Below are 15,926 nucleotides of genomic sequence, written 5' to 3' on the forward strand. Positions count from 1 at the left end.
CTAGGGAGGCTCGTCGTCCCCGTCGTCCCCGTCCTCCGCCGTGTGGAGGTGGACCGGCATCCAGTGGTGCTCGCAGAACCAGCGGCCGAACACCGCGCCGCCGTAGATGACGAAGCCGACGCCGATCAGCCAGGACTCCAGGACGAGGACGGTGCCGACCGCGCCGTAGCTGAGGGCGTTGTTCACGATGAGGGGCGTGAAGACGAGGTAGGAGAAGGCGCGCAGGCCCGCGAGGCCCACCATGGTGGCCAGCGCGCCCGGCAGCAGTTCCCGCCAGCGGACCTGGTCGCCCAGCAGGAAGTGCTGCCCCCACCAGAAGAACAGCACACCGCTGAGCCCGGACAGCAGGATCCGCTCGAAGCCGTGCAGCGCCGCCTTGGTCGCCACCTCCTGGTAGAGGTACCCGGTCAGCACGATCAGCCACGTGGCCTGGCGCCAGACCCGGTGCCAGGGCCCGGCGGCGAGGCCCCAGATGCGTTCGTAGGCGTTCTGCACGCTGCCGCCGAACGACACGCCGAAGACGGCGAGCAGGAGGGCGCTCCAGGCGCTGGTGGTGCCGATGACGTTGTGCGGCGGGCTGATGACGTCCGTGACCACGCGCGCCGACGGGCCGGACAGTCCCATGCCGTCGGTCAGCCAGGAGGCGAAACCGCCTTGCACCAGCGGGTCCGCGGCGGCGACCACGATCAGCAGCGGGGCCAGCGTCACCAGCGCCAGGGTGGCGAAGCCCATGGCCCGGTGCATCAGCTCCAGCTCCCGGCCGTGCTCGAACAGGGCCCCGACACGGATCCACTGCCAAGCGCGGTGCAGGCCGCGCCGCAACCGACTCACGGCACCTCCCGTACTCACCGCCGCGCGCGTGGGGGTCCGGCATGAACGCGCGCCTCCGCTTCACTCTGGCACGGACCGGGCGTGACGCCACGGAGAAGGGGCCAGTCGGGTCGGCCGACGCGGTGCGAACCGGCGCCGCGCGACCGTGACCGGCCGCCGGTCGTACGACCGGGCCGGCCGCTCCCCCGCCGCCCCCGGTCAGCGGAGCCCGTGCTCCCCCAGCGGCCCCACCGCCAGCCCCGCCGCCCGGCAGTCCCGGACGATGCCCGGCAGCGCGTCGAGGGCCGACCGCCAGCAGCCGGGCGCGGCCGACCGGTCCGAGTCGTGGAGCAGGACCGTGCCGCCGCCCCGCAGCCGCGTGGTGACCAGCGCGCGTACCGACTCGGGGGTGGCGTCCGCGCGCCAGTCCTCGCCCCAGGCGGACCAGAGGACCGGCAGGAGCCCGGCGCGGCGTGCGGCCAGCCAGCGGGCGGAGGTGAGGATGCCGTAGGGCGGGCGGTACCAGCGGGGACGGTGGCCGGTGAGGTCGCGTACCGCGCGGACGGTGCGGGCGACACCCTCGCTCTCGCGGGCGACGGCGGGGAGCCAGGGCCGGGCGTGGCTCCAGCCGTGCACCGCGAGCTCGTGCCCGCGCCGGGCGGTCTCGGCGACCAGCGCGGGATGGCGCGCCGCGTGCTCGCCGAGCACGAAGAAGGTGGCCCGCACGCCGAGCCCGTCCAGGGCGTCCAGGAAGCGCGGTGTGGCGACCGGGTCGGGGCCGTCGTCGAAGGTCAGGGCGACATGGTGGCGCGATCCGGTGCCGGCCAGCCGGGGGCACAACGGCAGCCGTACGGCCGGGAGCCAGGTGGCGGCGGGGCCGATGTGAGCGCCCGCGAGCCCGAGCGGCAGGAGAACGGCGGCCAGTCGAAGGGCGCGCGCGGACGGGGCGGACGGCCGCCGGGACGTCACGTGTTCACTCATGGCGCGTCCGGGTGCGTGTGCCGTCCCCTTCGGCGGGCGTGTCCCAGCCCTTGCCGACGGACGGCGCGTTCGCCAGTCCGATACTGCCCGCGCCGATCAGCGCGATGCCGATGGCCTCCGGGATCATCCGCAGGCCGAGCTGCACGGACTCCTCGAACAGCGCCCAGCCGAGCGCCACACTGGTGAGCGCGTCGCCCAGGGTGAGCGCGGGCTGGGACGCGGCCAGCGACCCCGCGCCGAGCGCGCTCTGCAACAGCAGGAAGGCGACAAGCCCGACGGCGGCGGTGGCGTACGGCGACCAGTGGGTGAACAGCACGCCGGGGCCCAGGCCCAGTCGTCCCACGGCCTCCTTGAGCAGCGCGGCGGTGGTCGCGAAGGACACGGCGGAGGCGAGGCCGAACAGCGCCGCACGGGCCGCCCCCCGTACCGCCCGGGCGGCCAGCACCAGCAGCACCACGACGCAGCAGGCCACCCCGCCCGCCATCAGCCACGCCCGGGAGGTCGCCTCGGTGCGGCCCGCGACAGGCGCGGCCGACAGCAGGAAGACGGCCAGCCCCGCCGCGAGGGCGACGAAGGCCGTCCAGGTACGGCGGTCCGGGCGGCGCCGGAAGATCAGGCTGCCCACGATCAGGGTGAACAGCAGCTCCGTGGCCAGCAGCGGCTGCACCAGCGACAGGCTGCCCACGCCCAGCGCCCAGCCCTGGAGCACGGCGGACAGCATCAGCAGGCCGACGCCCGCGAGCCAGTCCCGGCGCCGCACGAGCCGCCGCAAACCCCGCAGCATGGCGCCCGCCCCGCCCGATTCCGCCGGGGCGTCCACCGCGGCGGCCCGGCGTTGCAGCACCGAGGAGGCGGCGTTCGCCAGGGCCGAGCACAGGGCCAGTCCGACGGGCAGGGCGAGCACGGCCGCTCACCCGAAGTGGGCGGCGAGCCGCCGGTAGAGTCCCGGCGCGGCGCCGTGCACCCGAGCGGGCAGTCGCAGCCAGCCGGGGACGTACACCTCGTCCGTGCCGCGCCGTACTGCGGTGAGCACGGCGTCCGCGACCCGTTCGGGCGGCACCGGCCGGGGCCAGGAGCGCCGGTAGGGGACGCCCCGCCGGTCGAAGAAGGGCGTGTCGACCACCCCGGGGACCACATGGGTGACGCCGACGCCGGTGCCGCGCAGTTCGTAGCGCAGCGCGTCGGCGAACGCGGCCACGGCGGCCTTGACCGCGGAGTACACCGCCTCGCCGCGCACGCCCACGCTGCCCGCGACGGAGCCGAGCAGCACGATCCGCCCGGAGCCGGCCGCGACCATGTGGGGCAGCAGGCCGCGCACGAGGTGCAGCGTGGCCAGCAGATCGGTGCCGACCAGTTCCTCGATGCGGGCGCGGGGCATGCCGGCGAAGTCGCCCGCCCAGCCGACACCGGCGCCCGCCACCACCAGGTCCACCCGGCCCAGGTGGCCGAGGGCGGCCTCGGTCACCCGGCGGTCGGCACCCGGCCGGGTGAGGTCGGCGGCGACGGCCACGGCCGACGTCTCCCCGGCCACCTGCTCCAGACGGGTGAGGTCGCGGCCGTTGAGCACCAGCCGCCAGCCGCCCTCGGCGGCCAGCCGGCGGGCCACGGCCGCGCCGATGCCGGAGGAGGCGCCGGTCACCAGGGCCGTGCCGCGGGGGGCCGGCGGAGGGGCGGGCGGCGCGTCGTGGCCCGCCGCCGGGCCGGACTCCGTCACCGGCCGCGCGCGGTGCGACGGTCCTGCGGGGGGCGGGGCATGGGACATGGTGGCGACCTCACTGCGACGGCGTGCAGGGTCCGCGAGCTCCTGGGCCGAACCTTCGCGGTGTATCCAGGGCGCCACACCCGGAAACTCCGCGCATGTGGAAGCGCTCGCGCCGACCCGCGTCGGGCGTATGGAAAACATGCTTCTGCGGCCATATGCCCGTCCGCGCTTGGGGACGACCGGAGCGGGTAACCCGGAGCGGATCACGACGACACCGACGGAAGGAGACGCCATGTCCGGCGGGGACGACGGCAAGAAGCGGCCCGAGACGGCGCTGGAAGAGGTGCTGCACGAGGCCGAGGAGGCCGAGACGCGCGGCGAGAAGGGCCACGGCGAGGGCGAGGCGGCGGACGCCATCACCCCGAACACGGGGGCCCAGGAGCAGTCGCAGGGCGACCGGACGGCACCCGAACGGCGCCACTGACCTGCCCGGACGCGGGTACTCGGCCACCATGAACCCACGAGGACCCGAGCTGCCGGCCGCGCGCGGCCCGCTGTCCGCCGCGCTCATCGCTCACCTGCGCGGCGACGGCCCGCTCCCCGGACCCACCGGCACCGAGGACCCCTACGGCGACGACCCGCAGCTCGCCCTGTACCTCTGCTACGAGCTGCACTACCGCGGCTTCGCGGGCGTGCCCCCCGAAACCGAGTGGGACCCGGACCTGCTGCGCCTGCGAGCGGCGCTGGAGCGCGGGTTCCTGGCCGCGCTGCGCGCCGACACGCCGGTGCACGAGAGCCTCGACGACGCGCTCGGCGCGCTCCTGGTGGAACCGGCCGAGGGCACGGGGGTCAGCCATTTCCTGTGCGCCGAGGGCGAGTCGTGGCAACTGCGCGAGTACGCGGCACAGCGCTCCCTGTACCACCTGAAGGAGGCCGACCCGCACGCCTGGGTGCTGCCCCGGCTCTGGGGGCGGGCGAAGGCGGCGATGGCGGCGGTGGAGTACGACGAGTTCGGCGGCGGCCGGGCCGAGCGGGTGCACGCGCGCCTGTTCGCCGACCTGATGCGGGACCTGGACCTGGACCCCGCGTACGGCCGCTACCTGGACGCGGCCCCCGCCGAGATGCTGGCCGTCGTCAACCTGATGTCCCTGTTCGGCCTGCACCGCGCGCTGCGGGGCGCGTTGGTCGGCCACTTCGCGGAGGTGGAGATCACCTCCTCCCCCGGCTCCCGGCGGCTCGCCGAGGCGCTGCGCCGCACCGGCGCGGGAGCGGCCGCCCAGTTCTTCTACGACGAGCACGTGGAGGCGGACGCGGTGCACGAGCAGGTGGTGCGCCACGAGGTGATCGCCGGACTGCTGGAGGAGGAACCGGAGTTGGCGGCGGACATCGCCTTCGGCATCGACGCGACCGAGTATCTGGAGGACCGGCTCGCCCGGCGGCTGCTCGGCGCCTGGCACGCGGGCCGCTCGTCACTGCGCGTCCCCCTTGAACACGTCCCCCACGAGCACGTCCGCCATGAGCGCGTGCCCCTTGGCCAACCGAGCACGACATAAGTCATATGTCTGTCATATCGGGGTACTCGCGCACCGTGATCCCCTTGCTGCTTCCGGGCGTCTACGCCCCACAGGACGACACCGCGCTGCTGGCCGAGGCCCTGCGCGAGGAGACGGTGCCGGTCGGGGCACAGGTGCTCGACGTGGGCACCGGGAGCGGGGCGCTGGCCCTCGCGGCGGCCCGGCGCGGTGCCGAGGTGACCGCGGTGGACGTGTCCCGGCGGGCGGTGTGGACGGCCCGGCTGAACGCCTGGCTGTCCCGGCTGCCGGTACGGATCCGGCGCGGCGACCTCTTCGCCCCGGTGCGCGGGCGGTCGTACGACGTGATCCTCGCGAACCCGCCCTACGTCCCCGCGCCGCACTCCGGGCGCGGACCGCGCGGCCGGTCGCGGGCCTGGGACGCGGGCCACGACGGGCGGCTGCTGCTGGACCGGATCTGCCGGGGCGCGCCCGGGCTGCTGGCGCCGGGGGGCGTGCTGCTGATCGTGCAGTCCGCGCTGAGCGGCACCGAGCACACCCTGGGACTGCTGCGCGGCGCGGGTCTGAAGGCCGCGGTGGTGCGGCGGCGGTGGATCGATCTCGGGCCGGTGCTGCGCTCACGGGAGGAGTGGCTGCGCCGGCGCGGGCTGCTCGCGCCGCACGAGAGAACGGAAGAACTGGTGGTGATCCGTGCCGAACGAACCCGCTGACCGCGCCCGCCGGATCACCGTGCGACGGCGGGGCCCGCTACTCGTGGAGGGTCCGGTCGAGGTCGAACTGGAGGACGGTACGACGGTGTCCTCGGACCGTTTCCGTGTCGCTCTGTGCACCTGCCGGCGCAGTCGCCGCTACCCCTGGTGCGACACGAGCCATCGACGCAAGACCTGAGCACCGTTCGTTTTTCGCCGCTCCCCGGTAGGCCCCCCACGAGCCTGCCCGGGGAGCGGCTTTGTGCCGGCAAGCCGGCGGGCGACCCCACTTCGCCCGACGGCCCGGCGCGAGATCACGGGTTCCCCGTTCCGAGAGGGCCGCACTCCCCAGTCACGGTCCTTTTCCGGTGTCCACGGAGAACCCTGCGATCCCGGTCCTTGCAGCTTTCGCCAGGGCCTCTCGCAGAAAGGCCCTAGAACGCGAAGAGGCTGCCTCCCACGGCGTCCCGCTCGCAGGAGTTGCCGAAGGTGCGCCCGTAGGTGACCCGCTGCCCCTGCCACACGCCCTGGGCGGTGACGACCACGGGGTCGTACGACTTGTCGCACCACACGTCCCCCGACGCCTTGAGGGCGTCGAAGTCGCCGCCGACCCCGCGCAGTTCGGCGCAGGCCTCGGCGGCGGCCGGGTGGGTGCCGGAGGCGGTCGGGGCGCAGCTCAGGGTGACGGCGCGTTCGGGGGTCGCGGTGGCCGCGTCACCACCGTGGCCGATGGTCAGCACCAGCGCCGAGGGCGCGTAGAGCGAGGCCGGGGCGGCGACGGCGGCCCCGGTCAGGGGTCCGCAGACGGCGGCGGCGGCGAGACCGAGGGCCGCTGCCCAGCGTGCGGTGTTCCGCATGGTGCGCATCCTTCCGCTCGAACTAGACGGGTGCCGGCTCCGTTTCCGGTGGGACGTCGGAGCGGCGAGCGCCACTCTGCCGAGTCCCCCGCCGAAACACACATCGACCCCACAGGTTTCGGTAACCTTTTGTGTTGAAGTAGTGGCGTGAAGTCACGGAATTCGAACGACGGGACCCCGGAACTGGGCGGCGGCCGCCCCTGAGAAGTCGTCAATTGGCTGAAAATCAGCGGTTATTTAATCGTCCGGAAACATTCCGACGCGACCGGCCGGAACCCCCTTCATGACTCCCTGTGTTCACTTCTTGATCACCGCCCCGGCCGGCGGAGGCAGCACGCGCGAAAGCCGGCACCCGGCAGTTTCCTGCCGGGCGCCGGCTCGGACGCCGGTGAGACGGTTCGATCACCGGGCCGTTCCCCGGGGTTCAGGACTCCGGGGCCGGGCGGGGGATCAGGGCGTGCACGGCGGCGGCCGCGAGGGCGATGCCGACGCCGGTCAGGCACAGCGCGCGGGCGGTCACACCGTGGTCGACCAGGATGCCGCCGAGGGCCGCGCCGAGGGCCTGACCCAGGTAGATGCCGGAGGAGTTGAAGGAGATCACGACGCTGGGCAGGGTCGGCGCGAGCGCGGTCAGCCGGTGGTTGTTCGGCGTGGCCACCGCCCAGCCCGCGGCTCCGTTGAGCACCATGACGACGATCACGACGACCATCGAGGTGCTGACCGTGAGCGCCGCGAGGGTGACGACCAGCAGGGCGATGGCGATGGTGAGGGTGCGCCCGGCGCCCAGCCGGTCGGTGAGCCAGCCGCTGCCGAAGGAGCCGAAGATGCCGCCGACACCCCAGGCGAGCAGCGCGGTGGCGAGGCCGGTGCCGTGGATGTGCGCGATCTGTCCGAGCACGGTGGCGGTGTAGGTGTAGACCATGATGCTGGCGCCGCTTGCCAGGAGCATGAAGGCGACGATGGCCACGACCTTGCGATTGGCCAGGACGGCGAACCGCTGCGCGAGCGGGATCGCCGGCGGGATCGGCAGACCGGGCAGCACCGTCAGGACGCCGAGCAGGGCCAGCGCGCCGACGGCCGCGACGAAGACGAGGCTGGCCTCCCAGGACAGGTGCTGGCCGATGGCGGTGCCGACGGGGACACCGAAGACGGTGCCGACGGTCAGACCGCCCAGGATCACCGACAGCGCGCGGCCACGGCGGGCGGGCCCGGCGAGCGCGGCCGCGGCGGCGGAGGCGTTCGGGGTGTACAGGGCCGCCCCGAGGCCCGCGACGACGCGCGCCGTGAGCAGCAGGGGCAGGTTGGGCGCGGCGGCGGAGGCGAGGTTGGCGAGGACGAACAGGGCGAGCGCGACCGCGAGCAGGGGCTTGCGGGGCAGCCGGCTGGTCAGCGCGGCCAGGAAGGGCGCGGCAAGGCCGTAGGTCAGGGCGAACGCCGTGATGGTCTGCCCGGCGGCGCCGGTGGAGATGTGCAGACCGTGGGCGATCTGCGGGAGGATGCCGGCCAGCACGAACGAGTCGGTGCCCATGGCGAACGAGCCGAGGGCGAGGACGGCGACGGGCCTTCCCCAAGCGGGCGAAGACGTGGCGGGGGCGGGGCTGTTGGTACCCGCGGTGGTGGATGACGTGGTCACATGAACAGAGTGCGGCGCCTCGGGAAGCGGGTACAGAGGGGCAGTCATGCTGGTGTAATGACCACCAGGACAGGGCCGTTGGGGAGGTGCTTGTATGACGGGCATGCAGCGTGAGCTTCTTGCGGCGTTCCTGCGGTCCCGGCGGGAGGCGCTCGCCCCCGAGCAGGCGGGGCTGACCCCCGGACGGCGGCGCCGCACCCCGGGGCTGCGCCGCGAGGAGGTCGCCCAGCTCTCCGGGGTGAGCCTGACCTGGTACACCTGGCTGGAGCAGGGCCGGGACATCCGGGTGAGCCGGCAGGTCCTGGAGGCGCTCGCCCAGGCACTCCAGTTGACTCCGGCCGAGCGCCGGCACCTGTTCACGCTGGCGGAGACCGCGCTGCCGGCCGAGCCGCCCGAGCCGGTGGCGGTGAACCCGACCCTGCGCAAGCTGGTGGAGACCCTGGACCCGTTCCCGGCGCACGTGATCAACGACTCATGGGACCTGCTGGCCGCGAACCGCGCGTACGCGTCCCTGGTCGGCGGCCTGGAAGAGCTGCCGCAGGAGGAGCGCAACAGCATCTGGCTGCTGTTCACCCGACCGCAGATGCAGTCGCTGCTGGTCGACTGGCAGCGTGAAGTCCGCGACATCCTGGGCCAGTTCAGGATCTCGGTGGGCCGGCACCCCGACGATCCGCGGACCACGGCGCTCATCGACACCCTGACCAGGTCCAGCAGCCAGTTCCGCGCGCTGTGGTCCGAGCACCCCGTGCAGGCGTTCCGGCCGACCCTGAAGCGTTTCAGTCATCCGACGGCCGGGCGACTGGACCTCAACTACACCAAGCTGGACGTCGCGGAGACGCCGGGCCAGCACCTGGTGGTGTTCATGCCCGCCTCCGAGGAGGACGAGCGGTCGCTGGCGCGGCTGGTCTCCGAGTCCGGCCAAGCGGCGCTTCTGTAACCTCGGCCGACCCTTCCGTCACGCCGGCCGGCGCTTCCGCAACACCGGCCGGCGCTTCCGCCGCGCCCGGCGCCCGAGCGGCGAGCGGTCACGCACCGCCCCCTCGGCACACCTCCCTCGCCCCGTGACAAGGCCGCCGCGAGGCGTTCCGCGGCATGGCCTCCACAGCGACGAGCGCCCCGCCGTCGTGCGCTCCATCGCCCGCCCATGCCCTGCCTCCGCCGCCTCAACGGGATCTCACTTGACTGCCCATCACCCCTCCAACCTGCGCAAATTACAGGACAGTTGACTCCACATGACTGATACTGTTGAATCAATTTCATCGACAAGTCGGCCTGGAGGGCGGGACAAGCGATGGGGGACGACAGCACAGTCGGCATCATCCTGGCCGGCGGCCGGGGGGAACGGGCGAAGCCCATCACCCTCCAGTCGGCCGACTACATCCGCAGCAAGGCGCTCATTCCGTTCGCCGGCAGGCCGCTCATCGAGTGGATCATCGAGGCCTGCCGTGACCAGGGCATACGTCGCTTCTACGTAGTGGCGCAGGGCATGGAGAACCGCAGTCAGATCAAGCTGGTCCTCGGACACGGCGAACGCCACGGAGTGGAGATCGACTACTCACGGGCCCGCTTCGACCCGTACAACGTCGGCTCGGGCGCGGCCACCCTGCACAATCTGGAGCAGTGGAACCTGACCGGGACCGCGCTCGTACTCCCCGTCGACTCGCTGTTCGAGTTCTCGCTGGACAGGCTGCTCGCCGCCCAGCGGAACGCCGACGCGGTGGTCACCGTGGCCGCCGTCTCCCGCACCCCGGAGGAGATCGCCGGCAAGTACGGCGTCATGCGCACCACGTCCGAGCACCTGGTCTGCGGCTTCCTGGAGAAGCCCAAGTTATCCGTGATCGAGCGGGAGTTCCCCGAGATCACCCGGCCGCAGAGGCCGCGCACCCTGGCCACCAACGCCGGGATGTACCTCATCGACTGCGCCCGGCTCCGGCTCGCCGCGCGCACCCCCGAACTCATCCGGCTCGCCCAGCAGCGCCTCGACTGGGGCAACGACCTGCTGCCCCGGCTCGTCGGCCTCGGCCACCCCGTGGCCGTCGAACCCATCGCCCGCCTGGGCGACCTGGGCAACATCCACGACTACCTGGACACGCTCGGCGACGCGCTCAACGGCCTGTACCCGCAGCTGGACCGCGCTCTCGGCACCCCGGTGAGCACCAACCCGCGGTACTGGATCCACGAGTCCAGCCTGCGCTCCAAGGACCACATCACCGGCACCACACTCGCCCAGAAGATCGCCGAGGGCAGCGTCGTCATCGGCCCCGGCGTGCGCATCGGCCGGCACGTGGAGGTCGGCGCCGGCGTCCGGCTGCGCGCCACCGACATCGGGGACGGCGTCGACCTGCACGAAGGGGCCCAGGTCGAGGGCAGTGTGCTCGGCGACTCCGCCGTCATCGGGGCGTACGCGCACATCAGCGACTCCTACGTGGGCCCGATGGTGCAGGTGCGCTCGGACGCCCGCGCACCGGTACGGCTCGAAGCGCTGTCCGCCGTCGGTGATGGTGCCCAGCTCTGGTCGGGTACCCGGCTGTCGGGCGTCAGCGTCTATCCGCGGCTGCGCGTGCCGGCCGTCTCCGGCGTGCCCAGCGGCACCCAGCTCACCAGCTCGGACGACGTCTTGCGGTGGGTGTGAGACCCACACCCCTGTATCCCCTTGAGGAGAGCGCACGTGAACACTGCCATCGCCGTGATAGGCGGCACCGGCCGGGTCGGCCGGATCGTCACCCGCAAGCTGCTCGACCGCGGTGAGACGGTCCGCGTCATCGGCCGCAGCACCCAGCGCGCCCAGCGCCATCTGCCGCCCCGCGCCCGGTTCTTCCTCGGTGACGTACGTGACCCGCAGTCCCTGTCCGTGCCGTTGCGCGACTGCTCGGCCGTCGTCTACACCGTGGAACCCGGTACCGACCCCACGGGACCCGACAGCCCGCAGAGCACCCTGCACTCCGGTGTGCTCAACACCCTGGACGCGCTGCTGCGCCAGGACGGTTTCGGGCACGCCCAGTTCGTGCTCGTCAGCCAGCGGCACGTGACCCGGCCCGAGCACCCCATGAACGCCTACGGGCGCATGCTGGACTGGCGGCTGGCCGGTGAGAACGCGGTCCGCGCCTCCGGCCTCGACTACACCATCATCCGCCCCGGCTGGCTGACCGACCGGACCGAGCTGGCCGACGACGGCCGCGTCCACCTGGAACAGGGCGACCGCCGGGACGGCTACGTCGCCCTCCAGGACGTCGCCGAGGCCTGCGTCCAGGCGCTGTACTGCCCGTCCGCGAAGGGCCTGACCTTCGAGATGCGCAACGGCGCGGGCAACGCCCCGAGCGACTGGGAGGAGCTGTTCGCCGGGCTCAGCGCCGACGAGTCCGTGCCGGCGCGCGCCCTGGCCTGAGCCCCCACCGTCCTCACCTCGACCCCCGCACACCCCTTGTCGTGAAATCGGAGACCACCATGACCGAGACGCCGCAGATCTCGGCGGGACGCCCCCAGCCCCTGGGTTCCACCGTCGTCGACGGCGGAGTCAACTTCTCCGTCTTCTCCGAGCACGCCACCCGCGTCGACCTGCTGCTCTTCGACAAGTGCGACGACCCGCAGCCGTCCCAGACCATCCACCTCCACCCGGACAAGCACCGCAGCTTCCACTTCTGGCACTGCCATGTCGCCGGGATCGGCGCCGGACAGGTCTACGCGTACCGGATGGACGGACCGCGCGATCCCAAGCGGTCCGGCACCCGCTTCGACCACCGCAAGGTGCTGCTCGACCCGTACGCCCGCGCCAACATCAACTCCCGCTGGAACCGCACGCTCGCGATCGGCCTCCAGGACAACGTCGAGACCTGCATGCGCAGCCTCGTCGTGGACCTGGACGACTACGACTGGGAGGGCGACCAGCCGCTGCGCACGCCCATGCAGGACACGATCATCTACGAGATGCACGTGCGCGGCATGACGGCGTCCCCCACCTCACGGACCGCGCACCCGGGGACGTTCTCCGCGGTCGTCGAGAAGATCCCGCACCTCAAGCGGCTCGGCGTCACCGCCGTCGAACTGCTCCCCGTCTTCGACTTCGACGAGACCCAGGTGCTGCGCACCGGCCCGGACGGCGTCCCCCTGCACAACTACTGGGGCTACGACCCCTACGGCTTCTTCGCGCCGCACACCGGCTACTGCACCTCGCCCCATCTGAACACGCACATCGCGGAGTTCAGGGACATGGTCAAGGCGCTGCACCAAGCCGGCATCGAGGTGATCCTCGACGTCGTCTTCAACCACACCAGCGAGGGCAACGAGTTCGGCCCGACCATCAGCTTCCGCGGCCAGGCCAACGAGGCGTACTACCACCTGTGGCCGCAGGACCGCAGCCACTACATGGACTTCACCGGCTGCGGCAACGCGGTCAACGCCAACCACCCCTTCGTCGCCAAGTTCATCATCGAGTCCCTGGAGTACTGGGTCACCGAGCACCACATCGACGGCTTCCGCTTCGACCTGGCCTCCGAGCTGTCACGCGGCGACCAGGGTTACGAGATGGCGGTGCCGCCGGTGCTGTGGGCGATCGAGCTGTCCAAGGTGCTCGCCGAGACGAAGATCATCGCCGAGCCGTGGGACGGCGGCGGCCTCTACCAGGTGGGCCGCTTCCCCGGGAAGCGCTGGGCCCAGTGGAACGGGCCGTTCCGGGACGACGTGCGGCGCTTCGTGCGGGGGGACGCCGGGGTGGTCGGCGATCTCGCCAAGCGGCTCGGCGGCTCCGAGGACCTGTTCGGACCGCAGAAGGAACTGCCCACCAACAGCATCAACTTCGTCACCTGTCACGACGGCTTCACCCTCAACGACCTGGTGAGCTACGACCACAAGCACAACTACGCCAACGGCGAGGCCGACACCGACGGGGCGCAGGAGAACTTCAGCTGGAACTGCGGGGCCGAGGGCCCCAGCGACGACTCCGCCGTGGAGCGGCTGCGGGTACGGCAGATCAAGAACCTGCTGTCGATCATGATGCTCAGCAGGGGCGTGCCGATGCTGCTCGCGGGCGACGAGTTCCGCAACAGCCAGAACGGCAACAACAACGCGTACTGCCAGGACAACCCGACGTCCTGGCTGGACTGGGAACAGGCCGAGAAGGAGGAGGAGACCTTCGAGTTCACCCGGCGCCTGATCGAGCTGCGCCGCCGCTACCGCACCTTCCGCGCACCCCACTTCTACACCGGGCACCTCAACTCCAGGCAATTGCCGGACATCACGTGGCACGGCACCCGACTGGAGCAGCCCGGATGGGAGGACACCAACGCCCGAGTCCTGGCCTGCACGCTCGGCGGGTTCCACGGCGATCCCGACCTGCATCTGATTCTGAACATGTATCACCTGGGACTGGACTTCGAGCTGCCGAGGGTCCGCGGTCACCGCTGGCACCGCGTCCTCGACACCGCTCAGGCCGGCCCCCGCGACCTCCTTCCGGCCGGCCAGGAAGAGCGCCACGACGACGACACCTTCCACGCCCAGGGCCGCAGCGTCGTGCTGCTCGCGGCCCTGCCTGAAGCGAAGGACACCCCCCGATGAGTGGAACCGCAGCACGTCGCCGCACGTTCTCCGACACTCTCGCCGGTTACGTCACGTACTTCAGCCCCACCGGCCGCCGCTTCGGCCTGCGCACCTCGGACGACCGGGAGTTCACCGTCCACCTGTCGCGCAACGTCGCCTCGCGCATCGTGCGCAACCTCGGCGATCCCTACCGCGACACCACCGACGCCACCGTGGACATGCTCGCCGAGGGCCGCTACCTGTTCGCGTACGGCATCCACTACGAGTGGGAGGACGGCGAGCGGTTCGAGGCGAAGGAGATCACCTTCCCCGAGGAGCGCCGCGGCAGTTACGTCTTCGAGCACCCGGCCTGGTGGGTCCAGCAGGCCGCCGCCGTCGCCGACTTCTACCTGCGCGGCCACTTCCCCGACGGCACGTACGACTGGCGCAACTTCCGCACGCAGCTCACGCTGCACGGCACGCACCTGCCCGACTTCGCCGGCGCGGACGTGCGCCAGGAGACCGACACCATCTCCCGGCTCGTGTACGGCCTGTCGACCGCGTACCTGCTGACCGGCGAGGACCGCTTCCTGGACGCGGCCGAGTCGGGCACCGAGTACCTGCGCGAACACATGCGGGTCGCCGACGAGCAGGACGGGTTCGTCTACTGGTACCACGGCATCGACGTCACGCCGAGCGGACAACGCAAGGTCTACGCCTCGGAGTTCGGCGACGACGTCGACGCCATCCCGATGTACGAGCAGATCTACGCGCTGGCCGGGCCCACCCAGACGTACCGGATCACCGGCGATCCGCGGATCCTCAAGGACATCGACGGCACGGTCGCCCTGTTCGAGCGGTTCTTCCGGGACCGGGAGCGGGGCGGGTTCTTCTCGCACCTCGACCCCATCACGCTCGACCCGAACGCCGACTCGCTCGGCCCCAACCGCTCGCGCAAGAACTGGAACTCGATCGGCGACCACGCCCCGGCGTACCTGATCAACGCGTATCTGGCCACCGGGCGCCAGGACTTCGCGCACCTCCTGGAGGAGACCGCGGACACCATCGTCGAGCGCTTCCCCGACGAGCCCAACAGCCCGTTCGTGCAGGAGCGGTTCCACGCCGACTGGTCCCCGGACCGCACCTGGGGCTGGCAGCAGGACCGGGCCGTCGTCGGCCACAACCTGAAGATCGCCTGGAACCTGACCCGCATCAGGTCCCTGACGGACAAGGACGGCTACGCCAGGCTCGCCGAGCGCATCGCCGAGATCATGCCCGCCGCCGGCAGCGACCAGATGCGCGGCGGCTGGTACGACGTGGTGGAGCGCAAGGCCGACCCGGACAGCGGCATGCACCGCATGGTGTGGCACGACCGCAAGGCCTGGTGGCAGCAGGAACAGGCGATCCTCGCCTATCTGATCCTCGCGGGCACCACCAACGACCCCGAGCACCTTCGTCTCGCGCGCGAGGCGGCCTCGTTCCACAACGCCTTCTTCCTCGACTACGACGACGGCGGCGTGTACTTCAACGTGCAGGCCAACGGCATCCCGTACCTGCTCGGCACCGAGCGGCTCAAGGGCAGCCACTCCATGGCCGGCTACCACTCCCTGGAGCTGTGCTACCTGGCCGCCGCCTACACCGGCCTGCTGATCAGCAACGACACGCTCACCCTGCACTTCAGGCCGCGCCCGAACGACCTGCCGGAGCGCACCCTGCGCGTCGCGCCCGACCTGCTGCCCGCCGGTTCGGTGGAGCTGACCGGGGTGTGGGTGGACGGGCGGCCGTACCACCACTTCGACGCCAAGGAACTCACCGTCCGGCTGCCCGAGGGCAGCGAACCGGTGCGGGTGCGCGTGGAGTTGGAGGCCGCGCAGATGCGGCTGCGGATGCGCACCGAGTTCGACGGCGGCACCGCGCACGTGCGCTGCGCCGGCGTCATCGACACCTCGGAGCTGGAGAAGTTCCGGCGGATCCTCGGCGAGGTGATGGCGGCCGAGCCGCAGCGCGTGGAGTTCCATCTGTGCGAGGTCACCGCGATGAGCCGGCCCGCCATCAACGAACTCCTCTTCCAGCGCACCAAGGCCGGGCTCGACGTCGACTTCGTCATCGTCGGCTGCGCCCTGCCCGACGTCGCCGACGCGCTGCTCGCCACCGACGCCTTCCTCCTGGAGGGCGAGGACGCGTGCGCCCATGACTGAATCCCCGTTCACG

15 protein-coding genes are annotated in these 15,926 nt (G+C 72.0%); 9 read left to right on the plus strand and 6 right to left on the minus strand.

The window, feature by feature from the left end:
- The 4 genes from AB0927_RS27240 to AB0927_RS27255 form a co-directional block, all read right to left on the minus strand.
- Window positions 1–831 (minus strand): ribonuclease BN, encoded by an 831-nt coding sequence (locus AB0927_RS27240; protein WP_366670357.1) that lies wholly within the window; start codon window positions 829–831, stop codon window positions 1–3.
- A gap of 198 nt (window positions 832–1,029) precedes the next feature.
- Window positions 1,030–1,791, minus strand: a complete 762-nt coding sequence (locus tag AB0927_RS27245; RefSeq protein ID WP_366670358.1) for a polysaccharide deacetylase family protein — start codon at window positions 1,789–1,791, stop codon at window positions 1,030–1,032.
- Entirely contained in the window at window positions 1,784–2,695 is a 912-nt protein-coding gene (locus AB0927_RS27250) for a DMT family transporter (RefSeq protein ID WP_366670359.1), read from the minus strand. Before AB0927_RS27250 ends, AB0927_RS27245 begins: the two co-directional genes overlap by 8 nt.
- Window positions 2,696–2,701: 6 nt before the next feature.
- A complete protein-coding gene (locus AB0927_RS27255) occupies window positions 2,702–3,553 on the minus strand; it encodes an SDR family NAD(P)-dependent oxidoreductase (protein WP_366670360.1) in 852 nt (283 codons plus the stop codon).
- Between the two features lie 232 nt (window positions 3,554–3,785).
- Between AB0927_RS27255 and AB0927_RS27260 the strand changes: the two genes are divergently transcribed.
- From AB0927_RS27260 to AB0927_RS27275, 4 genes are read left to right on the plus strand one after another with little or no spacing between them, the layout of a single operon-like run.
- Entirely contained in the window at window positions 3,786–3,977 is a 192-nt protein-coding gene (locus AB0927_RS27260) for a hypothetical protein (RefSeq protein WP_366670361.1), read from the plus strand.
- Window positions 3,978–4,005: 28 nt separating this feature from the next.
- Entirely contained in the window at window positions 4,006–5,046 is a 1,041-nt protein-coding gene (locus tag AB0927_RS27265; protein WP_366670362.1) for an iron-containing redox enzyme family protein, read from the plus strand.
- Between the two features lie 5 nt (window positions 5,047–5,051).
- Window positions 5,052–5,735 (plus strand): HemK2/MTQ2 family protein methyltransferase, encoded by a 684-nt coding sequence (locus tag AB0927_RS27270; protein ID WP_366670363.1) that lies wholly within the window; start codon window positions 5,052–5,054, stop codon window positions 5,733–5,735.
- Window positions 5,716–5,913: a CDGSH iron-sulfur domain-containing protein gene (locus tag AB0927_RS27275; RefSeq protein WP_366670364.1), complete on the plus strand. Its 198-nt coding sequence runs from the start codon at window positions 5,716–5,718 to the stop codon at window positions 5,911–5,913. The genes AB0927_RS27270 and AB0927_RS27275 overlap by 20 nt, the downstream gene beginning before the upstream one ends.
- 235 nt (window positions 5,914–6,148) lie before the next feature.
- Here the strand turns inward: AB0927_RS27275 and AB0927_RS27280 are convergent, their stop codons facing one another.
- Together AB0927_RS27280 and AB0927_RS27285 are read right to left on the minus strand one after the other, a co-directional pair.
- A complete protein-coding gene (locus AB0927_RS27280) occupies window positions 6,149–6,571 on the minus strand; it encodes a subtilase-type protease inhibitor (RefSeq protein WP_366670365.1) in 423 nt (140 codons plus the stop codon).
- A 424-nt stretch (window positions 6,572–6,995) separates the two neighbouring features.
- A complete protein-coding gene (locus AB0927_RS27285) occupies window positions 6,996–8,204 on the minus strand; it encodes an MFS transporter (protein WP_366670366.1) in 1,209 nt (402 codons plus the stop codon).
- 94 nt (window positions 8,205–8,298) lie between these two features.
- On the opposite strand from AB0927_RS27285, the gene AB0927_RS27290 reads away from it, so the two are divergent.
- From AB0927_RS27290 to AB0927_RS27310, 5 genes are all read left to right on the plus strand, one after another.
- Entirely contained in the window at window positions 8,299–9,141 is an 843-nt protein-coding gene (locus AB0927_RS27290; RefSeq protein ID WP_366670367.1) for a helix-turn-helix transcriptional regulator, read from the plus strand.
- 354 nt (window positions 9,142–9,495) lie between these two features.
- Window positions 9,496–10,836, plus strand: coding sequence for an NDP-sugar synthase (locus AB0927_RS27295; protein WP_366670368.1), 1,341 nt, complete (start codon window positions 9,496–9,498; stop codon window positions 10,834–10,836).
- A gap of 36 nt (window positions 10,837–10,872) precedes the next feature.
- Window positions 10,873–11,589, plus strand: coding sequence for an SDR family oxidoreductase (locus AB0927_RS27300; RefSeq protein ID WP_366670369.1), 717 nt, complete (start codon window positions 10,873–10,875; stop codon window positions 11,587–11,589).
- A gap of 59 nt (window positions 11,590–11,648) precedes the next feature.
- Window positions 11,649–13,754, plus strand: coding sequence for a glycogen debranching protein GlgX (gene glgX / locus AB0927_RS27305; RefSeq protein ID WP_366670370.1), 2,106 nt, complete (start codon window positions 11,649–11,651; stop codon window positions 13,752–13,754).
- On the plus strand, window positions 13,751–15,913 hold the full coding sequence (locus AB0927_RS27310) for an AGE family epimerase/isomerase (RefSeq protein WP_366670371.1): 2,163 nt from the start codon (window positions 13,751–13,753) through the stop codon (window positions 15,911–15,913). Before glgX ends, AB0927_RS27310 begins: the two co-directional genes overlap by 4 nt.
- Window positions 15,914–15,926: the final 13 nt, after the last annotated feature.

This window comes from Streptomyces sp. NPDC048106 (assembly GCF_040706415.1).
Classification (GTDB): domain Bacteria; phylum Actinomycetota; class Actinomycetes; order Streptomycetales; family Streptomycetaceae; genus Streptomyces.

Excerpts from the sequence above, each read along its gene's own strand:
- AB0927_RS27245 (WP_366670358.1), bottom strand. The coding sequence starts at position 1,791 with ATGAGTGAACACGTGACGTCCCGGCGGCCGTCCGCCCCGTCCGCGCGC.
- AB0927_RS27255 (WP_366670360.1), bottom strand. The coding sequence starts at position 3,553 with ATGTCCCATGCCCCGCCCCCCGCAGGACCGTCGCACCGCGCGCGGCCG.
- AB0927_RS27260 (WP_366670361.1), top strand. The coding sequence starts at position 3,786 with ATGTCCGGCGGGGACGACGGCAAGAAGCGGCCCGAGACGGCGCTGGAA.
- AB0927_RS27265 (WP_366670362.1), top strand. The coding sequence starts at position 4,006 with ATGAACCCACGAGGACCCGAGCTGCCGGCCGCGCGCGGCCCGCTGTCC.
- AB0927_RS27270 (WP_366670363.1), top strand. The coding sequence starts at position 5,052 with ATGTCTGTCATATCGGGGTACTCGCGCACCGTGATCCCCTTGCTGCTT.
- AB0927_RS27280 (WP_366670365.1), bottom strand. The coding sequence starts at position 6,571 with ATGCGGAACACCGCACGCTGGGCAGCGGCCCTCGGTCTCGCCGCCGCC.
- AB0927_RS27290 (WP_366670367.1), top strand. The coding sequence starts at position 8,299 with ATGACGGGCATGCAGCGTGAGCTTCTTGCGGCGTTCCTGCGGTCCCGG.
- AB0927_RS27295 (WP_366670368.1), top strand. The coding sequence starts at position 9,496 with ATGGGGGACGACAGCACAGTCGGCATCATCCTGGCCGGCGGCCGGGGG.
- glgX (WP_366670370.1), top strand. The coding sequence starts at position 11,649 with ATGACCGAGACGCCGCAGATCTCGGCGGGACGCCCCCAGCCCCTGGGT.
- AB0927_RS27310 (WP_366670371.1), top strand. The coding sequence starts at position 13,751 with ATGAGTGGAACCGCAGCACGTCGCCGCACGTTCTCCGACACTCTCGCC.